This is a genomic window from Kitasatospora sp. NE20-6, assembly GCF_045862635.1.
In genome coordinates this window covers 37,594-57,581 of sequence record NZ_BPRL01000039.1, presented here as the reverse complement: position 1 = coordinate 57,581, position 19,988 = coordinate 37,594, and the positions used below count along the sequence as shown (strand labels likewise).

18 protein-coding genes and 3 tRNA genes are annotated in these 19,988 nt (G+C 73.7%); 13 read left to right on the top strand and 8 right to left on the bottom strand.

What is annotated here, in order from left to right; genetic code table 11:
- Window positions 1-33 precede the first annotated feature (33 nt).
- The 5 genes from SNE206_RS25105 to SNE206_RS25085 form a co-directional block, all read right to left on the bottom strand.
- Window positions 34-891: a TIGR02452 family protein gene (locus tag SNE206_RS25105; RefSeq protein ID WP_407915755.1), complete on the bottom strand. Its 858-nt coding sequence runs from the start codon at window positions 889-891 to the stop codon at window positions 34-36.
- A gap of 139 nt (window positions 892-1,030) precedes the next feature.
- Window positions 1,031-3,304: a DEAD/DEAH box helicase gene (locus SNE206_RS25100; protein ID WP_407915754.1), complete on the bottom strand. Its 2,274-nt coding sequence runs from the start codon at window positions 3,302-3,304 to the stop codon at window positions 1,031-1,033.
- 842 nt (window positions 3,305-4,146) lie between these two features.
- Window positions 4,147-4,521 (bottom strand): fluoride efflux transporter CrcB, encoded by a 375-nt coding sequence (gene crcB, locus SNE206_RS25095; RefSeq protein WP_407915753.1) that lies wholly within the window; start codon window positions 4,519-4,521, stop codon window positions 4,147-4,149.
- Window positions 4,518-4,886 (bottom strand): DUF190 domain-containing protein, encoded by a 369-nt coding sequence (locus SNE206_RS25090; protein ID WP_407915752.1) that lies wholly within the window; start codon window positions 4,884-4,886, stop codon window positions 4,518-4,520. The genes crcB and SNE206_RS25090 overlap by 4 nt, the downstream gene beginning before the upstream one ends.
- Complete coding sequence (locus tag SNE206_RS25085) at window positions 4,883-5,326, bottom strand: fluoride efflux transporter FluC (protein WP_407915751.1); 444 nt, start codon at window positions 5,324-5,326, stop codon at window positions 4,883-4,885. Before SNE206_RS25085 ends, SNE206_RS25090 begins: the two co-directional genes overlap by 4 nt.
- 94 nt (window positions 5,327-5,420) lie before the next feature.
- On the opposite strand from SNE206_RS25085, the gene SNE206_RS25080 reads away from it, so the two are divergent.
- From SNE206_RS25080 to SNE206_RS25060, 5 genes are all read left to right on the top strand, one after another.
- A complete protein-coding gene (locus tag SNE206_RS25080) occupies window positions 5,421-5,762 on the top strand; it encodes a metallopeptidase family protein (RefSeq protein ID WP_405015442.1) in 342 nt (113 codons plus the stop codon).
- A 124-nt stretch (window positions 5,763-5,886) separates the two neighbouring features.
- Window positions 5,887-5,959: transfer RNA gene (locus tag SNE206_RS25075), tRNA-Glu, on the top strand.
- Between the two features lie 52 nt (window positions 5,960-6,011).
- Window positions 6,012-6,085 (top strand) — tRNA-Asp (locus SNE206_RS25070).
- 27 nt (window positions 6,086-6,112) lie between these two features.
- Window positions 6,113-6,186: transfer RNA gene (locus tag SNE206_RS25065), tRNA-Phe, on the top strand.
- A 135-nt stretch (window positions 6,187-6,321) separates the two neighbouring features.
- Complete coding sequence (locus SNE206_RS25060) at window positions 6,322-6,522, top strand: Uma2 family endonuclease (RefSeq protein ID WP_407915750.1); 201 nt, start codon at window positions 6,322-6,324, stop codon at window positions 6,520-6,522.
- An 894-nt stretch (window positions 6,523-7,416) separates the two neighbouring features.
- On the opposite strand, the gene SNE206_RS25055 is transcribed toward SNE206_RS25060, so the two are convergent.
- A complete protein-coding gene (locus SNE206_RS25055; RefSeq protein WP_405012141.1) occupies window positions 7,417-7,620 on the bottom strand; it encodes a cold-shock protein in 204 nt (67 codons plus the stop codon).
- Window positions 7,621-8,159: 539 nt separating this feature from the next.
- On the opposite strand from SNE206_RS25055, the gene SNE206_RS25050 reads away from it, so the two are divergent.
- The 7 genes from SNE206_RS25050 to SNE206_RS25020 all read left to right on the top strand — a co-directional run bounded on the left by SNE206_RS25050 (window position 8,160) and on the right by SNE206_RS25020 (window position 13,897).
- Window positions 8,160-8,387: a hypothetical protein gene (locus tag SNE206_RS25050; protein WP_405012142.1), complete on the top strand. Its 228-nt coding sequence runs from the start codon at window positions 8,160-8,162 to the stop codon at window positions 8,385-8,387.
- 1,064 nt (window positions 8,388-9,451) lie between these two features.
- Window positions 9,452-9,916: a helix-turn-helix domain-containing protein gene (locus SNE206_RS25045; protein ID WP_407915749.1), complete on the top strand. Its 465-nt coding sequence runs from the start codon at window positions 9,452-9,454 to the stop codon at window positions 9,914-9,916.
- 92 nt (window positions 9,917-10,008) lie between these two features.
- Window positions 10,009-10,476 carry a hypothetical protein gene (locus SNE206_RS25040; RefSeq protein ID WP_407915748.1) on the top strand — a complete coding sequence of 156 codons (468 nt, stop codon included), beginning with the start codon at window positions 10,009-10,011 and terminating at the stop codon, window positions 10,474-10,476.
- Complete coding sequence (locus tag SNE206_RS25035; protein WP_407915747.1) at window positions 10,469-11,752, top strand: MAB_1171c family putative transporter; 1,284 nt, start codon at window positions 10,469-10,471, stop codon at window positions 11,750-11,752. Before SNE206_RS25040 ends, SNE206_RS25035 begins: the two co-directional genes overlap by 8 nt.
- Window positions 11,749-12,456 (top strand): oxygenase MpaB family protein, encoded by a 708-nt coding sequence (locus SNE206_RS25030; protein WP_407915746.1) that lies wholly within the window; start codon window positions 11,749-11,751, stop codon window positions 12,454-12,456. Before SNE206_RS25035 ends, SNE206_RS25030 begins: the two co-directional genes overlap by 4 nt.
- Before the next feature lie 163 nt (window positions 12,457-12,619).
- The gene (locus SNE206_RS25025) at window positions 12,620-13,117 is read left to right on the top strand and encodes a hypothetical protein (RefSeq protein WP_407915745.1); all 498 of its coding nucleotides are present in this window, start codon (window positions 12,620-12,622) and stop codon (window positions 13,115-13,117) included.
- A gap of 138 nt (window positions 13,118-13,255) precedes the next feature.
- The gene (locus SNE206_RS25020; RefSeq protein WP_407915744.1) at window positions 13,256-13,897 is read left to right on the top strand and encodes a hypothetical protein; all 642 of its coding nucleotides are present in this window, start codon (window positions 13,256-13,258) and stop codon (window positions 13,895-13,897) included.
- 57 nt (window positions 13,898-13,954) lie between these two features.
- On the opposite strand, the gene SNE206_RS25015 is transcribed toward SNE206_RS25020, so the two are convergent.
- Entirely contained in the window at window positions 13,955-15,100 is a 1,146-nt protein-coding gene (locus SNE206_RS25015) for a hypothetical protein (protein WP_407915743.1), read from the bottom strand.
- A gap of 53 nt (window positions 15,101-15,153) precedes the next feature.
- Window positions 15,154-15,498, bottom strand: a complete 345-nt coding sequence (locus SNE206_RS25010; protein WP_407915742.1) for a WXG100 family type VII secretion target — start codon at window positions 15,496-15,498, stop codon at window positions 15,154-15,156.
- Between the two features lie 489 nt (window positions 15,499-15,987).
- Between SNE206_RS25010 and hrpA the strand changes: the two genes are divergently transcribed.
- Entirely contained in the window at window positions 15,988-19,959 is a 3,972-nt protein-coding gene (gene hrpA, locus SNE206_RS25005; RefSeq protein WP_407915741.1) for an ATP-dependent RNA helicase HrpA, read from the top strand.
- The last annotated feature ends 29 nt before the right edge of the window (window positions 19,960-19,988 follow it).

Here is a 19,988-nt window from a genome sequence, read left to right as displayed (position 1 = left end):
ATCGAAAAGCGATCGGGTACCGCCGGTCGGGCCTCAGGACCGGAGGGTCGTCGTCGGAGCAGGGCCCGGTCCCGCCGACGAGCGGGCCCCGAACCGCTCCTCGAACGCCGCACGGTTCGCGGAGACCGGCGACCTGTCCCAGACCGCGAAGACGATCTTCGTGAACGCCGCGCCGTCCGCCGCCAGGGCCTGGGCGAAGGCGTCCGCCACGACCGCCGGGTCGTTGCGGAACACGCCGCATCCCCAGGCCCCGAGCACGAGTTCCCGTACGCCGTGCCGGGCGGCCACCGCCAGCACGCGTCCGGCGCGTTCGGCGAGCACGGCGGCGACGTCCACCGGCCGTCCGCCCGAACGCAGCGCGAGCTGGCCCGCGTTGGGTGCGGGCGAGGTGAGGAACGAGAGCGGGTACGGCTGCGCGAGGAGGCCGCCCTCCCCGCGGACGACGGGGACGTGCGGCGACCAGATGACCCGGTGGCTGTACCGGAGGTCGGCGGAGGCCCGGTGCGCGGCGTAGTAGTCGGGGGCCTCCAGCAGGCTGCGGTAGAGCAGCGCGCTGCGGCAGAGGTCCTCCTCCTGGGCCTTGGCTCCGCGCAGGTAGCCGCCGCCGGGGTTGCGCGCCGAGGCGAAGTTGAGCACGGCCACGTGCTCGCCGCCGGCGGCGGTCAGCCGCGCACCGGCCTGGATGCTGCCCTCCGCGGTGACCTCGACCGTCCCGGTGCCCGGCCCCGCGGGCACGTGGCCGGGCAGCGGTCCGGGCCCGTACGAGACCGTGCCCGCCCGTGCGGCCGCGAGCTGCGGGCCGATCTCCACGGCCACGCCCTCGCGGGTGCGGTAGCTCCCCCGGTCGGCGATCTCCTCGTTCTCGACCGCCAGCTGATGCATACGACTCATGCCGCCGACGGTACGCGCCGGCGGCCGTCCTCCGCCACCGGTTATTCTCCTCACGAGAAAAACCGGTGGCGGAGGCCGGGAACGCGGACGGGCCCGCCCCACCGAAGTGGAGCGGGCCCGTGCGTACAGCCGTCAGGCGTCAGTTCTTCCAGCGCGGCTTGCGGTCGGCGCCGCCGTTGAAGCCGCCGCGGTCGTCGCGGTCGCGGTTGAACGCGGGACGCTCACGGTCGCCACCGAAGGAACGGCCGCCACGGTCGTCACGGTTGAAGCCCTGCCCCTGCGGACGGCCACCGGAGCGGTGGTCGTCGCGGCGGGCGAACGGACGGCTGCTGCTGCCGCCGGCGCTGCGGTCGCGGTCGCCGCCGAAGGACGGGCGGTCGCCGAACGAGCGGGCCGGACGGTCGCCGCCGAAGGAACGGCCGCCGCGGTCGTCACGGTCACGGTTGAACGCGGGACGCTCACGGTCGCCGCCGAAGGAGCGGCCGCCGCGGTCGTCACGGTTGAAGCCCTGCCCCTGCGGACGGCCACCACGGTCGTCACGGTTGAAGCCGCCGCGCTCACGGTCGCCGCCGAAGGAACGGCTGCCGCGGTCGTCACGGTTGAAGCCCTGCCCCTGCGGACGGCCACCGCGGTCGTCGCGGTCACGGTTGAACGCGGGACGCTCACGGTCGCCGAAGGAGCGGCCGCCACGGTCGTCACGGTTGAACGGACGGCCACCACGGTCGTCCCGGTCACGGTCGCGGTTGAACGACGGACGCTCGCGGTCGCGGTCGCGGTCGCGGTTGAACGCGGGGCGCTCGCTGCGGGCGTCGCGGTACGACGGCGCACGCTCGGCCTCGACGGCCGGGGCCTCGGTCTCGGCGGCCGGGGCCTCGACGGCGGCGGGGGTCTCGGTGCCGTCGGTCTCGACGGCCTCCACGACCTCGTCCTCGATGCCGAGGGCGGCACGCTCGCGGGCGGCGCGGGCGGCCAGGCGGTCGGCCTCCTCGCGCAGCTCGGTGGCGCGGCGCTGCGCGCGCTCCAGGTGGCGGGACATGTCGGCGACCTCGCGCTCGGCGGCACCGGCGATGCCGGCCGCCGACTCGGCCTGGACCTCGACGAGCGAGCGGGCGCCGGTGATCTTGGCGACCTCGGCGTCGAAGGCGTGGTCGAGGATGTGACGCGAGGCGTCGACGCCCGCGTCCTCCATCAGGCGGAAGACGCCGCGGCGCTGGTGCGGCAGCACCAGGGTGACGACGATGCCGGAGCGGCCGGCGCGGGCGGTGCGGCCCGAGCGGTGCAGGTAGTCCTTGTGATCGCCGGCCGGGTCGACGTTGAGCACGAGGTCGATGCCGTCAACGTGGATGCCGCGGGCGGCGACGTCGGTGGCGACGACGACGTTGACGTAGCCGTCCTTGAAGTCGCCGAGCACGCGGGTACGGGCGCCCTGGGTCATGCCGCCGTGCAGGGCGTCGGCCTTCACACCGGCCTCGACGAGCTGCTCGGCCACGCGGTCGGCACCCATCTGGGTGCGGACGAAGATGATCGTCCGGCCCTTGCGGGCGGCGATGGCGTTGGTGATCGGCGCCTTGTCCTTCGGCTTCACCACGAGGATGTGGTGGGTCATCGTGGTGACCGCGCCGGCGGACGGGTCGACCTCGTGGGTGACCGGGTTGCTCAGGTACCGCTTGACCAGGGTGTCGATCTCGTTCTCCAGCGTGGCGGAGAAGAGGAGGCGCTGGCCGCCGGCCGGCACCAGGTCGAGGATCTCGGTGACCTCGGGCAGGAAGCCCATGTCGGCCATCTGGTCGGCCTCGTCGAGGACGGCGATCTGCACGTCGTCCATCTTGGCGGCGCCGCGGTTGATCAGGTCGCGCAGGCGGCCCGGGGTGGCGACGAGGACGTCGACACCGCGCTCCAGCGCGTAGATCTGGTTGGACATCGAGGTGCCGCCGCAGACGACCTTGAGCTTGAGGCCGAGCACCGAGCCGAACGGCTCCAGGGCGTCGGCGACCTGCATGGCCAGCTCGCGGGTCGGGACGAGGATGAGGCCGCGCGGGTGCTTGGCGCGGGTGCGCTCGCCGTCGGCGAGGCGGGTCAGCAGCGGCAGGCCGAAGCTGAGGGTCTTGCCGGAGCCGGTGCGGCCACGGCCGAGCACGTCCTTGCCGGCCAGGGCGTCCGGGATGGTCGCGGCCTGGATCGGGAACGGGGTGGTGACGCCCCGCTTGGCGAGGGCGCGCACGACGTCGTCGTGCAGGCCGAGGTCGCCGAAGGTGAGGGAGGGCTCGTCGGTGCCGGTGTCGCCCTCGGCGATGTCGGCGGTGTCGGTGAGCTCCGAGGCGTCGTCCTCGAGGAGCTCTGCGGGGTCGATGGTGTCGGCGGCGTCGAGACCGTTCGCGGGCATGGCGAAGCGGGCGTCGTCAACGAGAGACATGCAAAACCTTCCGGAAGTGGCACGCGCCAAAGTCCGGGGTTCTGTTACACAACCGCCTCTATGCGGTCAGCCACGGATCGCCGGAACGCGCCAAGGGCGCCAGATGGGAATAGGGCGCCAATCAAATGAATCAAACGAACGATCTACCACCATAGACGAGCCTGGGGATCAGAGGCAAATGCCCTGGCCAGCCCGTCAATGCTCCGACGATCCGCCGTCCGAGCCCGCCGATCCCGGCAGGCTCGGGAACGGCCCCGGGCCGTCCGGTGCCGCCGGCCCGCTGGGAGAGGCCCCCGGCTCCGGTGTGGCGGCCCGGCTGGGCTCGGCCGGCACGGGCGACGGGTACGGCTGCGCGGGCGTCTCCGCGGAGCGGTTGGACGGCACGGAGGGGGACGGCGTGACTTCGGGCACACCCGGCCCAGGAGCCGCCGACTCCGCCCCGCCGCCCGCCGGCCCGCCGGACGGCTGCGCACCGGCGCTCCCGGCCTCCGCGGCGGGCACGGTCACGCCCCTGCCCCCGTGGTGCCGGCCGGACACCTGCACCGCCCCCGGCCCGCCGGAGGCCTCCGCGGCACCGTCCGGGCCCGCCTGCAGCCCGCTGCTCCCCGACCCCGCCGTGCCGGGCCCCACCGCCACGCATCCGCCGAGCCCCAGCCCGGCCAGGGCCATCAGCGCGGCACCCGCCGCCGCGCGCCGCCTCGTACCGACCGCCGTCACCCGCGCTCTCACCCGAGCCACCTCCCGCGCCGCCCACCCGGGCCCACCGCCCTCCGGTGCCCAACGCGCGGCGCGGCCCGCGGACACGGCCGACGGCGCCCCGACCGGCCGACCGGCCGACCGGGTCACCCCCAGAACGCCCGTGCCAGCGCCGTCCCGGCGTACGCGGCGCCGAGGCCCGCGAACACGCTGCCCGCGACGTTCGCCAGGGCGAGGAAGCGCACCCCGCCCTGCGCGAGCCGGAGCGTCTCGTACGAGAACGTCGAGTACGTCGTCAGAGCCCCGCACAGGCCGGTGCCGATCAGCAGCTGGAGCTCCGGGGAGGCCGCGCCGGCCGACGCCGCGCCCGTCAGCAGGCCGAGCACCAGGCAGCCCGCCGTGTTGACGGCGAACGTGCCCCAGGGGAACACCGAGTCGTGCCGCGCCTGCACCGCCCGGTCGGTCAGGTACCGCAGCGGCGCACCGACCACGGCGCCGACCACCACCAGCAGCCAGTTCACCGGACCTCCCCCGGCCCGCCGGGCGCCTCGTCCGGGCCCCGGCCCCGGACGACCTCGCACTCGTCGAGGAGCACCAGGCCCAGCCCGGTCAGCTCCTCCAGTCGGGGAAGGAACTCCCGGATCCGCTCCGCCGTGTCCACCACGACGACCGCCACCGGCAGCCCCTCCGCGAGCGAGAGCAGCCGGGAGGTGTGCACGACCGACGACGCGCCGAAGCCCTCGATCCCCCGGAACACGCTCGCCCCGGCCAGCCCGGCCGCGTGCGCCCGGTGCACGACCTCGGTGTACAGCGGCCGGCCGTGGTGCCTCTCGTCCTCGCCCACCAGCACGGTGAGCCGCAGCGCCGTACCGCGCAGCCTGCTCATGCGGGCCGCCCGACCAGCCGCCGGGTCAGCCCGGCCGCCACCCAGACCGCGGTGAGCGCGGCGAGCACGGTCGCCGCGAGGTACGCCAGGCCGCGGGCCGGCGCGCCGTGGTCGACCAGGCGCTGGACGTCCACCGTGGCGGTCGAGAACGTGGTGAAGCCGCCCAGCACGCCCGTACCGACGAAGGGGCGCCACAGCGGGTGCGGCGACCCGGTCTCGGTGAGGACCACCAGGAAGATCCCGATCAGGGCACAGCCCAGGGTGTTCACGAAGAGGGTCGTCCAGGGGAAGGCGTCGCGCCCGGTGGGCCAGGCCAGCGCCGTGCCGTACCGCGCGGCCGCGCCCAGGGCGCCGCCCACCGCCACCACGGCCACCGCCGCCCCCTGCCCGTGCAGGGCCTGCCGCGCGCCGCCCGGGGACCTTCCGGCGGGCGCCGTCACCTCACCTGTGCCGTCCGAACGCATACTCCAGTGAATCACCCGCGCCGATCACCTGGCACACCGTCACCGCACACCCGACAATGAGGCGGTGGAGATGACCCGGGACGAGTTCGAGACGCTGGTCGCCGACGCGCTCGACCAGATTCCGCCGCAGCTCGCGGCGATGATGGACAACGTCGCGATCTTCGTCGAGGACGAACCCGACCCGTCCTCCCCCGACCTGCTCGGCCTCTACGAGGGCACCCCGCTCACCGAGCGCGGCGAGTGGTACGCCGGGGTCCTGCCCGACCGGATCCTGATCTACATGGGCCCCACGCTGCGCTACTGCGAGACGTTCGAGCAGATCGTCGACGAGGTCCGCACCACGGTGGTCCACGAGGTCGCGCACCACTTCGGCTTCGACGACGACGAGCTCCACGAACTCGGCTGGTCATGACCCCTGCGCCGGTGCGCGTCCGCGACACCCCGCAGCCGCTCCCGAAACCGTTTTGGCGTTCCCGCCCGGATCCCATATGCTTCTCGACGACCCCGAACGCTGGATAACAGCAGGGGGGCCGAAAGCCCTCATCGTCTAGTGGCCCAGGACGCCGCCCTTTCAAGGCGGTAGCACGGGTTCGAATCCCGTTGGGGGTACGCGTTACCGTAGTACAGCAGTGCCGCAAGGCCTGAGCGGATTTCCGCACCAGGTCCCGTGGAGCAGTTGGTTAGCTCGCCACCCTGTCAAGGTGGAGGTCGCGGGTTCAAGTCCCGTCGGGATCGCCCGTCTCGCAAGAGACGATGCAGTACGGCCAGGTAGCTCAGTTGGTACGAGCGTCCGCCTGAAAAGCGGAAGGTCGCCGGTTCGACCCCGGCCCTGGCCACATCGCCTGACCAGGCACGATGCCCCTGAAGCAGCTCGCTTCGGGGGCATTTTCGTGCCACCTGACGCCAACCGCGCAGCGGACGGTCGGCCGCCGGAGCGATCGAGGCTCCGCGACGGTCCGGAGAACAACTGGGTGGGGAAGGTCCGCGACTACCCGTTGATGGGCATCCCGCTGTACCTGCTGGTCGACGCCGGGCAGAAGACCGTCACTCTGTTCAGTCGGCCCGACGGTACGAAGTACCACCGCCGCGAGGACATCGAGTTCGGCGAGACGCTGCACATCCCCGAGCCGTTCGGCTTCGACCTGATCACGAGCGACCTGCTGCCGTACTGACCCACGCCGGCTCGCACCACCCGTCACCGGTTGACGCCGACGCCGACCGGCCCGGACGACAGCGTTCGACAGTGGCCTCCCGCGGACGGCAGGATCACCCGAACCGGGGCATGCCGCTGCCCGGGCTCGGCCTGGCAAGCGAAGGTCGCCGGTTCGGCCCTGGCCTTGGCCTGGCCACAGCAGTAGGGATGTACAGCACCCCCGGTGAGATCACCCGCCGGGGGTGTTCTCGTGCGTTCGCCACCACTGCGTGGCGGACGGCGGGGCCGGTCGGTCACCGGCTCACCGGCGGCCTGCGAGGGCGCGGTGGGGGCGGGGCTGCAGGGCGGCGCGGAGGGTCGGGGCGAGGATCCGGCGGAGGTCGGCGGAGGCGAGGTGGGCCGAGGGGGGCAGCGGGTTCATGCAGCGGGTGAAGATCAGCCCGCCGACGCCGTGCTGTCGGCCCTGGGGTGCCGCCCGGGCGGGGACCGGTGGACCTCTGCTCGACCGGGATGCGGCACGTCCTCGCGGCGATGGAGCGGCAGGGCGTGAAGCGGCCGGTGGCGGTGAGCTCCGGCGTGCTCGGCCCCGCGTGGCGGCCCGGTGGCGCGTTCCTCGATGCCCGGGCAGCCGGCCGACGACCGGTACGTGCGCCGGGCGATGGGTGTGGTCACCACGGAAGCCAGGCCCGCATCCCGGATGATCCGGCGCGAGGTCACCCGGAAGCGCTGACCGCTGTCGGCCGGCACTGCCGTGGGTGCACGCACCGCCCGGGCAGGGGAAGGAACCCGAGCGCCGTGGCACGCGGCCGCGGCGGAATTCCGGAAAAGCCGAGGGCCTGCACCGCGACGGACGCGGTGCAGGCCCTCGTGCTGCAGAACCGGCCTGCAGCGGGAAACGCGGAGCGGTGAACGCTCAGACGGGGCGAATGTTCTCCGCCTGCGGGCCCTTCTGGCCCTGCGTGACGTCGAACTCGACCTTCTGGCCCTCGAGCAGCTCACGGAAGCCGTTGGCCTGGATGTTCGAGTAGTGGGCGAAGACGTCGGGGCCGCCGCCGTCCTGCTCGATGAAGCCGAAGCCCTTTTCCGAGTTGAACCACTTCACGGTGCCGTTAGCCATTTGAAAATCTCCTTGAACGGGCATTCTGAAACTCGCAACTCACGAGTTTCTCGTCGCCGCGATGGATGACCCGCCCCGGGATTTTCCGGGAAAACAAAAATGCGCCTGCTGTTACAACCAGCAGGCGCACACAAAGTTCATGGGGACCACAACTGCAACTACCACGACTGTAGCAGGGTCCGGTCGCGAACGGGGGTTTTCCACGCACCGGTCTTCGCGCGGGTCCGGCCCGCCCGCGAACGGACCCGCCCCCGCACGGGCCGCACCGGCGCGGACGCGCCCGGTGCGCCGCCTCGCACGCCGCCCGCGAACGGGCCGGACGGGTGCCGAACGGGCATCGGACGAGCATCGGACGAGACCGCCCGGCACCGGCCCGGCACCTGGTGGGCACACAGCGTGGAGGCCCGGTGACGCTGGCGCACCTGCACACCCGCCGCGGGCCCGACCCGGCCCGCCGACCCCTCGGCCCAGGCCACGATCCGGAGAATTCGGCGTTACGGACGACCCCGGCACGTCGGATCAGGCGCATACTGGCATCGATGACGAATTCAGCTGCGCCCCGGCGCCATCTCCCCACCAGCCCGTTCCGAGCTGCGACTCCGCCTCCGCCGAAGCGATTCGCCACCGGAGACCGGGTGAGCCACGACGAGTACGGCCTCGGCCGGGTCACGGAGGTCGAAGGCGACGGCAAGATCGCGGTCGTGGTCGATTTCGGATCCCGTCAGGAGCGACTCCCGGCCCCCTTCGCCAAGCTGTTCCTGCTCTGACCCGAACGACTGCGGCGGTCCTGTCGGCCGCCCGGCCCCGGCGTCGCACATGTGCGGCGCCCCGCCGGTCGGTCCGATCGGCATGCCCGGCCCGGCCGACCGGTCGGGCCGTGGAGTCCGGCTGCCGCGCACGCGGTGCTGCACGCCCCGGCGCGCAGCCGCTCCCGCGCGCCGGATGATGCCCGGGCGGGTACGGCCGTGCGTCCGGCCGCTCCGGGCCCTGGCCGCGCCGCGGGCCACGGGCCGGTCGGAGGGCTGCCCCCGCTCGCTCCACGACCCGTCGTGGACGGCGAGGTCGCGGTAGCCCGCCCGGTCCGCCGCGAGGCGAGCACGCACGCGGTGACCCCCGATCCACAGCCGGACACGGGGCGTTCGCGCGGCCCGGCCACCGCTGCGAGGAGGGCCCTCGGCCCGGCCTCCGGCCGCATCACGCCGTCCGCCTGCACCTCGGTGGAAGGCAGCAGGTTCACCGATCCGGGCATGTGCCCCGGCCGCCGTCCACGCGGGGAGGCCGCCGTCGAGGACGGCCGCGCGGTCGAAACCCATGGCGCGGAGCACCCACCAGGCACGGGCACCGGAGTGGAGCCCCACGGCGCCGGGCACGACGGGATCCGGACGGCCGGGCCGCGCCACCGGTGCGGCGGCTCGGACCAGTGGGCCGGGAGGGAACAGCCGGCCCATCGGGCACCGTCTCCGCCTCGGCGATCACGGGCCGGGCCGCCGTCCGCGGCCCGCACAGGGTGATCGGGTGTGCGGGCCCGACGGTGGTGCAGCAGCACCGCCGCCCGTCGGGGCCGGCCGCCGTTGCCCACCCCCGTGGGGCAGCGGCGGTCCGGAGTCCGGGGAAGCGGGGGTACTGCGCGGCCGTCCGTGCGCGGACGGGCCTGCCTGGTCGATCCTGCTCGGTGCGTGACGAGGTGTCAACTATTGTGGATCGGCGGGCGGCCGAATCCCGGACACTGCCACGAAAGGGCCACCCGGCCCGCACTTCTCCGCCAACGATCGTGCAGGCGGGTGCGCCGAAGCGATACTGGCGGAGCATCAGATCGTTCTATGATCCGCCCATGCCCACCGAATCCGCCCGTCCGCAGCAGCCGGACCGGCCGGCCGGCGACGGTACCGTGCCGCCGGACTCCCCCGACTTCGCGGCCCGCTTCCGGCGCCTGATCAAGGTGATCTACCCGAAGGATCTCGGCCGCCCCTGGCGGGACTCGGAGATCGCGGCCGGCACCGGTCTGAGCGGCACCTACATCGGCAACCTCCGCAAGGGCACCCAGAAGCCGAGCCTGGAGAACGCGGTCAAGATCGCCCGGCACTTCGGTGTGCCGCTCGACTACTTCAGCGACTCCGCCACCGCGCAGGCGGTGGAGCGCGACCTGCAGCAGATCGAGGCCCTGCGCGACGCCCGGGTGGAGCGGATCGCCATGCGCGCGGCCGGGCTTCCGCCCGAGATGCAGGACGCCGCCCTGACCGTCGTGGAACAGTTGCGCCGGGCGGTCGGACTGCCCGACGACGGCCCGGTGACGTGACCGGGCAGCAGCAGACGCCGCTGGGGCACTGGCGGCCGTCCGAGGGGGAGAACGTGCGAGGTGTGGGGCGTACCCGCCGCCGGATGCGGGCCGTGGCCAGACGTCTGGGACTGCCGCCGCTCAGCACCGTGGAGGAGCTGTGCGCGGCGGTCGCCGAGCGCTCCGGCCGCCCGGTGCGGCTGGCGCCGCGGCGGATGCGGGTGGGTGAGCCCTCCGGCTTCGTGGAACGGCTCGCCGACGCGGACGTCATCCACTTCGAGCAGGAGACCTCCGACCTGCACCGCGCCCACATCATCTGCCACGAACTCGCCCACCTGCTCTGCGGGCACCTCGCCGAGGCACCGCGGCCGGGCGAGGACGCCGCCTCCGTCGAACTCCCCACCATCTCCCCCGAGATGCTGCGGCTCGTCCTCGGCCGCTCGCACTACGACGACGTCGCGGAGGAGGAGGCCGAGGTGCTGGGCGCCGAACTGCTGCGGATCCTGGTGCTGGCCCCCGGGCTCGGCACGACCTCGCAGCTCGCACCCGCACTGGAGCACCGCAAGGGCCAGCATGTCTGAGCCGCACGCCGCCGTGGCGGCGGCCGCCGCGGTCTCCGAACTCCCCTTCGACGTGGTCTACCTCGCGATCGGCGCAACCGCCTGGACGGTGGCGTGGCTGAAGTTCCGGGCCTGGCGGCGCGACCCCTCGTCCGGCCTGCTGGTGGTGGCGCTGGCGATCGCCGCACCGGCCGGCTCCTTCCTGGTGGCCGCACCCGTCGTGTACCGGCTGGTCGACCGGGTCACGCACGTCGGCAACCTCGCCACCCTGCTGGTCTACCTGGGCATCACCGGTTTCTCGGCCGCCGCCGTGGTGCTGGCGCTGATCTGGACACCGCCGGAGGAGCGGACCGGGGACCGCGTCTGGGACGCCTCGCGGGCCGGCATCCGGCGGCGCGTCCGGACGCGGCTCGCGGTCTTCGGGGTGCTGGCGCCGCTGATGGCGGTGCTCTTCGCCGTCGGCGGCGCGGGCAGCCCGGAGACGCCGCTGACCTTCGACACGACGTTCGCGCGGGTGCCCGCGATCGCCTGCTTCCTCGCGCTCTACCAGGGCGCGTTCGCGTTCGCCCTGATCGACATCGGCCGGGTCTGCCACGGCCACGCCGGACGGCTGCCCGCGGGCTGGCTGCGGCGCGGCATCCGGCTGCTGGCGTACGGCTCGGTCACGGCCTGCGGCTACGTGCTCTGCAAGATCGCCGCGATCGGGGCCGCCGCCGCCGGGGTCGGCGGCCTGGAGTGGCTCAGCACCGCCGCCGGACCGGCGTTCGCGGCAGCCGGCGCGCTGCTGATCACCGCGGGGTTCGCCGGACCGGCTGCCGCGGCCTGGGCCCGGCGCCGCCGCGACTACCGGGCGCTGCGACCGCTCTGGGACCTCGTCTACCGGGCCGACCGGCGGCTCGCCCTGGAGGCCCCGGCCACCCCGTGGACGGAGCGGATCGCCCTGCGCGACCTGGAGTGGCGCACCACCCGGCGGGGCCTGGAGATCCGCGACGGCCAGCTGACGCTGCGGCCGTGGGTCGACCCCGCGGCGGTGGCCTCCGGCACCCGGATCGCCGAGCGGGCCGGCCTCGGCGACGCCGAGCGGGCCGCCCTGGTGGTGGCCGTCGCGCTGCGGTCCGCCGTCGACGCACTGGCCTCCGGACGGCCGCCCCGCCCGCGCGAGGAGCAGGCCGCCCTGCCCGGCCTGGACGCCGACCCCGCCGAGGAGCGCGCCCACCTGGTGCGGGTCTCCCTCGGCCTGGACGGCCCGCTCACCGCCGAGGCCCTGGCCGCGGCCGCCGGCCCGGGGCCGGTGTGACCGGGTACCGCGACCCGTACGCCCGGCTGGTGCTGGCGGCCATGGCGGGGGAGGCGAAGGTCGGCCTGACCCTCGGCTTCGTCCGGACGTTCGCCGTGCCGGAGATCGCCGCCGTGCTGCACGCCACCGGCCGGATGACCGGCCGGCCCGCGGACCGGGCCAAGGCCACCGGTGCCGCGATGTTCACCCTGATCGGGCTGGGGCCGCACAGCTCCGAGGGGCGCGCCGTGGTCGCGGGGCTGCGCAGCGTCCACGACCGGCCGGGGATCACCCCGGAGCTCATGCAGTACGTGCTGGCGTGCTTCACGGTCTGCCCGCTGGCCTTCGTGGACGCCCACGGCCCCCGGCCGTCGACGCCGGAGGAGCGGGCCGCCGCGTTCGCCTTCCACCGCGAGCTGGCGGACGCCCTCGACCTGCCGGAACCGCCCGGTGCCGACCTGGCCAGGGTGGCGGCGTGGATGCGGGCCTGGGAGGGCGGCCGCTTCGCCCCCTCCGCCGAGGGACGGGCGCTGTGGCGGGCCACCCGCGGTCTGCTGGCGGCCCGGCTGCCCGCGCCGCTCGCCCCGCTGGGCCCGGCCCTGGCCGCCGCCCTGCTCGACGCCCCGCTGCGCAGCGCCCTGGGGGTCCGCGGATCCTCGGCGGCGCTCCGCGGGCCGCTCGTGCTCGCCCTGCGCCTCCGGGCCCGCCGCCGCGCCGCGGTCTGACGCCTTGGCCAGGGGCCGGGGCACCGTGCCGTGGCCCGCCCGCCCTGCGCGTCGGCCCGGCCTCCCGCCGTCGGGCGCACACTGGTAACTGCAACCGCACGCCGGGCGGACGGCGACCGCCGGTCCCGCGTACCGGCCCGGCCGGGAGGTGGCCGTGCCTGCTGTGCCCGCGACTCCCCGGCCGACCGTGCTGCGGCGGCTGGCGCACCGGCTCGGCCGCCCGGCACCGCCGCGGGCGCTGCCGCCCGGGCCGCCGCCGGAGGATGGACCCGACACCCAGCGGGCGGCCCTGCTGGCCGTGCTGGACGCCGCGGTGGCGGAGCAGGCCCGGTCCGACCGGGCGATCGCGGCCTGCGGCGAGCCCGGCCCCGTCCCGGCGGAGCTGGCGCAGCTGCTGACCCGGCAGTCCGTGCGGTACGCGCGGTTCGCGGGCTGGCTGCGGGTGCTGCCGGCCGACGGCGAGCTGGCGGGCGCCCGCGACCTGGCGATCCGGCTGGTGAGCTACCACCAGTGGATGCTGCACCAGTCGGCGAACCTGGCGTTCGCGGCCCACCGCCGTCCGGGCAGTGAGGCCGCGCGGCGGTCGATCAACGGCCTCGGCGCGCCCGCCGACCGGCTGCAGCGCCTGCGCGACGGGCTGCGGGCGAACGACGCGGCATGAGTCGGCGTCAGCCGGCGGACCGGCGGCTAGTAGGCTCCAGCGCGCAATCGCGGCCGTTCGTGTGCCGTGGCGGCCGGGAGGGCGGCGCGCTGCGGTGGGGCGGCGGCCGCGCGACAGCCATCCAGGGGGAGTTCTCACATGCGTATCCGTCCTGCCGCGACCGCCGCGCTGCTGGTCGCCGTCTCGTTCGGCGCGGCCGCGTGCGGCCCGGAGTCGTCCGGGGACGGCACGGCGGCCGCCGGGTCGAGCCCCGCGGCGGCCGTGCCGTCGGCGGCGGCGAGCGAGCCGGCGGCCGATCCGGCGACGTCGGCCGCGGGCACGCCCGCCGCCGACGCGGCCTCCGCGGCACCGGTCGCGAGTGCCGAACCCGACAACGGCGGCCGGGGGCCGAACTGCAAGACGTACTTCAGGACCCACAAGGTCATCCACGTGAAGAGCGTCGACCAGGCGTCCGGCAAGCTGACCGCGGACATCGCGGAGCCCAACTGCAGCCCGAACGGCCTGTTCCTCAACCCGACGGAGAAGTACCGCACGTACACCGTCTCGCCCGATGCCAGGGTGACCGTCTTCACCACCGAGGCGCTGGCGACGAAGACCGTGACCGTGAAGGCGGGCACCGCCGGGGACGGGCTGGCGCACGTGAAGACCTGTGCCGAGACCAAGTTCCTGGACGGTTCGGAGGAGCTGCCGGCCGGCTACTTCTGCTACCAGAACACGTACGAGTTCACCGTGGACGCGAAGGGCGCCGTCACCTCGCTGAAGGAGACCTGGAGCTCCTGACGGGCCCGGTCCGGCGGGGGCCGCGGCGTGTCCGCGGTCCCCGCCGGGGCGACCGGCCTACATGCCGTTCTTGCGGATGGCCGTGTAGGCGGCGAACGCACCGACCGAGGTCTCCCGCGAGACGCAGCCCTTGCTGCCGCTGTCCTCCAGGATGATCATCCTGGTGTGCTCCTTGTTGGCCCAGCCGCCGAAGAGCACGACGTGCTGGTTCATGTCGCCGCCGGTGTGGTGGACGACCATGGCGTCACCGGGCTGCATGTCGCCCTTGGCGATGTGGTGGGCGATGCCGGAGCCCTCGCTGATCAGCGGGCCGGTGGTGGTGCCGGGGTGGCTGAGGCCCCAGGCGGCCGAGACGAAGCCGGAGCAGTCGACGCGGTAGCCGTTGGTCTCGGCGCCCTGGCTGTAGCCGAGCTTGCGTTCGACCCGTTCCATCGCGCGGTCGACCATGGCCCGGCGCTCGTCCGAGACGCCGTCGAGGTTCGGCTTGTCGAGCACGCCCGCGCCCTGGCCGTTGCGCGGGTGCCACTTGTGGCTCGGGCTCCAGTCGTCCCAGCCGGTCCCGTTGATCATGCGGGTCTTCCAGTCGCCGTCGCTGCGGTCCTTGATCCTGGGACCGTCGTGCTTGCCGCCCGGCCGGGTGGTGACGCCGCTGCCGTCGCTGCCGCTGGTGTCCGAACCGCCGGTGTGCGGGGAGCCCGGGGTGGTGTGGCCGCCACCGCCGCCGTTGCCGCCACCGCCGCCGTTGCTGCCTCCACCGTTGCCGCCGCCACCGCCGTTGCTGCCGCCGTTGCCGGTGCCGTCGATCCCGGTGTGGGGCGACTTCGGGTCCTTCTCGCCACCGCCGCCGATCTTGCCGAGGCCCTCCTTGAGCTTCTTCTCGGCGGCCTGGTACTCGGCGATGACGAGCTTGATCTTCCGGGCGTCCTCGGCGATGTCCTGGGTGAGCTGCTTCTTGGTCTCCTCCAGGGCCTGGGCCTTGTCCGCGATCGCGCCGACCTTGGAGGCGACCTGGGCGGCGACCGCGAAGAAGTTGGCGATGCCGAGCAGGCCGCCCGCCGTGAGGTCGGTCGCAGCGGCCGCGGCGACCGCGGACTTGATGGCCTCGACCCTCTGGCCCATCTTCTGCATGCGGTCGTTGATCTTGTGGAAGTCGTTCTGGATCTTGGCCAGCTCCTGCAGCTGGACGCCGAACTGATCGGCCATGGCGCGTTCTCCCTCGTGCCTGGATCGGGTGGACGGTGCGTCGGCGCGCGGCGTCAGAAGGCGTCCGCGAGGCCCTTGATCGCCTTGCCCAGGTCGTCGAGCTCGTCGGCGACGGTGTTCAGTTCCTTGATCCGCTTCTGGGCGTGCTCGATGAACGCGTCGGCGGCGGCGCCGTGCCAGGTGAGGTGGCCGAGGGCGGTGCCGATCTCCTTGCCGAACGCCTCCACCTCGGTGCTCATCTGGTGGAGCTCGGCCGCGTACCTCTCCAGTTCGGCGTCAGGGTCGCCGAACATCTTGGTGAGCACCCAGTGCGCGATCCGGGTGGGCGCCCAGAAGACGTCCTCGACGACGTTCACCGCCGCGCTGCCAAGATCTTTGACGTCGTCCCACAGTCCCACAGCAGCTCCCCCGATTTCATTCCTACGACAGGCTGACAAGCGGTCAAAAGGCTAGCCCACCGGTTCCGGCACGGGCAGTTGGTACCGGCTCGGCCGTGGCCGACCGCCGGCACCGCCGCCGCGGGCCCGGTCGGGCAGGCCGGCCGGCTCCACCCTGCCCGGCTCGGCGTCGGCCACCGCCGCCGCGACCGGCTCCGGCACCGTGGCACCGCGCAGGTGCGCGAAGCTCCGGACGAACACCGCCGCGGTCCCCCTCCGCATGCGCCGCTCGTGCGCGCCCGGACCCGCCGGTCACCGTGCCTCCCGCAGTACCCGTCGGACGTCCGGCGGGCAGCCCCGGCGGACGGACCGCACCCGGCGGGCGGGCCGTCCGTGTGCGGCCGCCGCGGTTCGCGGAGGCCGTTCGCCGTTCGCCGCCCCGGGCTGTGACACTGGAGGCGCTCGAAAACCGAGGTGCGCGTGCCCGTGCCTCCTTGCGAACCTAGAGGGATGCCCGCAGTGAGTTCTCCCGTAGCCCAGCCCGCCGATGCCCCCACCGTCGGAGGTCTGGCCGCCCGGCTTCCCGAGCTGATGCTCCGCGACCAGCAGCGGATCGGCCGGCGGCTGGACGGCGCTCGGAGGGTGCGCAAGTCGGAGGCCCGCCAGAAGATCGCCGAGGAGCTGGCCGCCGAGATCGCGAAGGCCGAGCTGCGCGTCGCGCAGCGGCGGGCCGCGGTACCGGCCCTCACGTACCCGCAGGAGCTGCCGGTCAGCCAGAAGAAGGACGACATCCTGGCGGCGATCCGCGACCACCAGGTCGTGATCGTCGCGGGCGAGACCGGGTCCGGCAAGACCACGCAGATCCCGAAGATCTGCCTGGAGCTGGGCCGCGGCGTGAAGGGCCTGGTCGGGCACACCCAGCCGCGCCGGATCGCCGCCCGCACCGTCGCCGAGCGCGTCGCGGAGGAGATGGCGACACCGCTGGGCGAGGCGGTCGGCTGGAAGGTCCGGTTCACGGACCAGGTCGGCCCGGACACCCTGGTCAAGCTGATGACGGACGGCATCCTGCTCGCCGAGATCCAGACCGACCGCGAGCTGCGGCAGTACGACACCCTGATCATCGACGAGGCGCACGAGCGCAGCCTCAACATCGACTTCCTGCTCGGCTACCTCAAGCAGCTGCTGCCGCGCCGCCCCGACCTGAAGGTCGTCATCACCTCGGCGACGATCGACCCGGAGCGGTTCGCCGCGCACTTCGAGGACGCGCCGATCGTCGAGGTGTCCGGCCGCACCTATCCCGTCGAGGTGCGGTACCGGCCGATCCTGGAGGAGGGCGCGGAGGACGAGGACGGCGAGCGCGAGGCCGACCGCGACCGCGACCAGGTGCAGGCGATCTGCGACGCCGTCGAGGAGCTGCAGGCCGAGGGTCCGGGCGACATCCTGGTGTTCCTCTCCGGCGAGCGCGAGATCCGCGACACCGCGGACGCCCTGAACCGCATGAAGCTGAAGTTCACCGAGGTGCTGCCGCTGTACGCGCGGCTGTCCTCCGCCGAGCAGCACCGGGTCTTCCAGCGGTCGAACTCCCGCCGGGTGGTGCTCGCCACCAACGTCGCCGAGACCTCGCTCACCGTGCCGGGCATCAAGTACGTGGTCGACCCGGGCACCGCCCGGATCTCCCGCTACAGCCACCGCACGAAGGTGCAGCGCCTGCCGATCGAGGCGGTCAGCCAGGCGAGCGCCAACCAGCGCAAGGGCCGCTGCGGCCGCACCTCGGACGGCATCTGCATCCGGCTGTACTCGGAGGAGGACTTCCTCTCCCGGCCGGAGTTCACCGACGCGGAGATCCTGCGCACCAGCCTGGCCTCCGTCATCCTCCAGATGACCGCCGCCGGGCTGGGCGACATCGCCGCGTTCCCGTTCCTCGACCCGCCGGACTCCCGCAACATCAAGGACGGCGTCAACCTGCTGCACGAGCTGGGGGCGCTCGACCCGGCGGAGAAGGACCACCGCAAGCGGCTCACGCCGCTCGGCCGCAAGCTGGCCCAGCTGCCGGTCGACCCGCGGATGGCCCGCATGGTGCTGGAGGCGGACCGGCTCGGCTGCGTCCGCGACGTCATGGTGATCGCCGCCGCGCTCTCCATCCAGGACCCGCGCGAGCGCCCCGCGGAGAAGCGCCAGGCCGCCGACGACCGGCACCGCCGCTTCACGTCCGAGACGTCGGACTTCCTCTCCTTCCTCTCCATGTGGCGGTACGTCAGGGAGCAGCAGCGGGAGCTCTCCTCCTCGGCCTTCCGCCGGATGTGCAAGTCGGAGTTCCTGAACTACCTGCGGATACGCGAGTGGCAGGACGTCTACGTGCAGCTGCGGACGGTCGCCAAGCAGCTCGGGGTGACGATCGACGAGCCGCACGACGACACCGAGCCGGACGCCGACCGCATCCACCAGGCGCTGCTGTCGGGCCTGCTCTCGCACATCGGCCTGTTCGACGTGGAGAAGCGCGAGTACGGCGGTGCGCGGGGCGCCCGGTTCGCGGTGTTCCCGGGGTCGGGGCTGTTCAAGAAGCCGCCGCGCTGGGTGATGTCCGCCGAGCTGGTGGAGACCTCGCGGCTGTGGGCGCGGATCAACGCGAAGATCGAGCCGGAGTGGGTGGAACCGCTGGCGGGCCACCTGATCAAACGGTCGTACAGCGAGCCGCACTGGGAGAAGAAGGCCGGCGCGGTGCTGGCGTACGAGAAGGTCACCCTCTACGGGATGCCGGTCGTCGCGCAGCGCAAGGTGAACTACGGGCGGATCGACGCGGAGCTCTGCCGCGAGTTGTTCATCCGCAACGCGCTGGTGGAGGGCGACTGGGAGACCCACCACCGGTTCTTCGCGGAGAACCGGAAGCTGCTCGGCGAGGTCGAGGAGCTGGAGAACCGGGCCCGGCGCCGCGACATCATGGTCGACGACCAGACGCTGTTCGACTTCTACGACGCCCGGCTGCCCGGGGACGTCGTCTCGACCCGGCACTTCGACTCCTGGTGGAAGCAGACCCGGCACGAGCAGCCGGACCTGCTGAACTTCGAGAAGTCGATGCTGATCAACGAGTCGGCGGACGGCGTCACGGAGGCCGACTACCCGGACACCTGGCAGCAGGGCAAGCTGCGCTTCACGCTGACGTACCAGTTCGAGCCGGGCAGCGACGCGGACGGCGTCACCGTGCACATCCCGCTCCCGGTGCTCAACCAGGTCACCGCGGAGGGCTTCGACTGGCAGATCCCCGGCCTGCGGGCGGAGCTGGTGACCGCGCACATCCGGTCGCTGCCCAAGGCGATCCGCCGCAACTTCGTGCCGGCGCCGGACTTCGCGGCGGCGGCGCTGCGGGAGATGAAGGACCGGCAGGAGCCGCTGCTGCCCACGCTCGAACGCGTGCTGCACCGGATGTCGGCCGTCCCGGTGCCGCCGGAGGCCTGGGACGAGGAGCGGGTGCCGGACCACCTCAAGGTCACCTTCCGGGTGGTGGACGGCAAGAAGAAGCTCGCCGAGTCGAAGGACCTGGAGGAGCTGCGCCGCGCGCTCCAGCCGAAGCTGTCGGAGACGCTGTCCAGCGCCGCGTCGGGCCGGGGCATCGAGCAGAGCGGGCTGACGGCCTGGCCGGCCGGGCTGCCGGTGCTGCAGCGCACCTTCGAGCAGCGCTCGCGCGGCCACGCCCTGCGGGCCTACCCGGCCCTGGTGGACGAGGGCTCGTCGGTGGCGGTCCGGCTGTTCGACACGCCGGAGGGGCAGGAGCAGGCCATGTGGGCGGGCACCCGCCGCCTGCTGATGCTGCAGGTGAACTCGCCGGCGAAGGCGATCCAGGGCCGGCTGGGCAACCAGGCGAAGCTCGCCCTGTCGTACAACCCGCACGGTTCGGTCCCGGCGCTGTTCGAGGACATCGTGACGGCCGCGGTCGACCGTCTGATGACGGTCAACGGCGGTCCGGTGTGGGACGAGGCGGCGTTCACCGTGCTGTACGACAAGGTGCGTGCCGACCTGTACGACCTGGCGGCGGACACGACGCTGAAGACGGCGACCGCGCTCATCGCCTTCCACCGGGCCTCCAACCGGCTGAAGGCGGTCAGCAGCCCGGTGCTGCTGACCGCGGTCAACGACGTGCGGCTGCACCTGAGCTCGCTCGTGTTCCCGGGCTTCGTGACGGCCACCGGCTGGCAGCGGCTGCCGGACCTGAAGCGCTACCTGCTGGCCGTGGACCGGCGGCTGGAGGCGCTGCCCGACCACCCGCAGCGCGACCTGGCGAACCTGCAGAAGGTGCAGGCCGTCCAGCACGCGTACGGGGAGGAGCTGGCCCGGGTGCCGGCCGGGCGGGAGCCGTCGCCGGAGCTGCGGGCGGTCCGCTGGATGATCGAGGAGCTGCGGGTCAGCTTCTTCGCGCAGGGGCTGGGCACGCCCTCCCCGGTGTCGGAGAAGCGCATCCTGCGCGCGCTGGACGCGGCGGTGCGCTGAGCCGTGGCGGGGCCCCGGGACGCACCGGT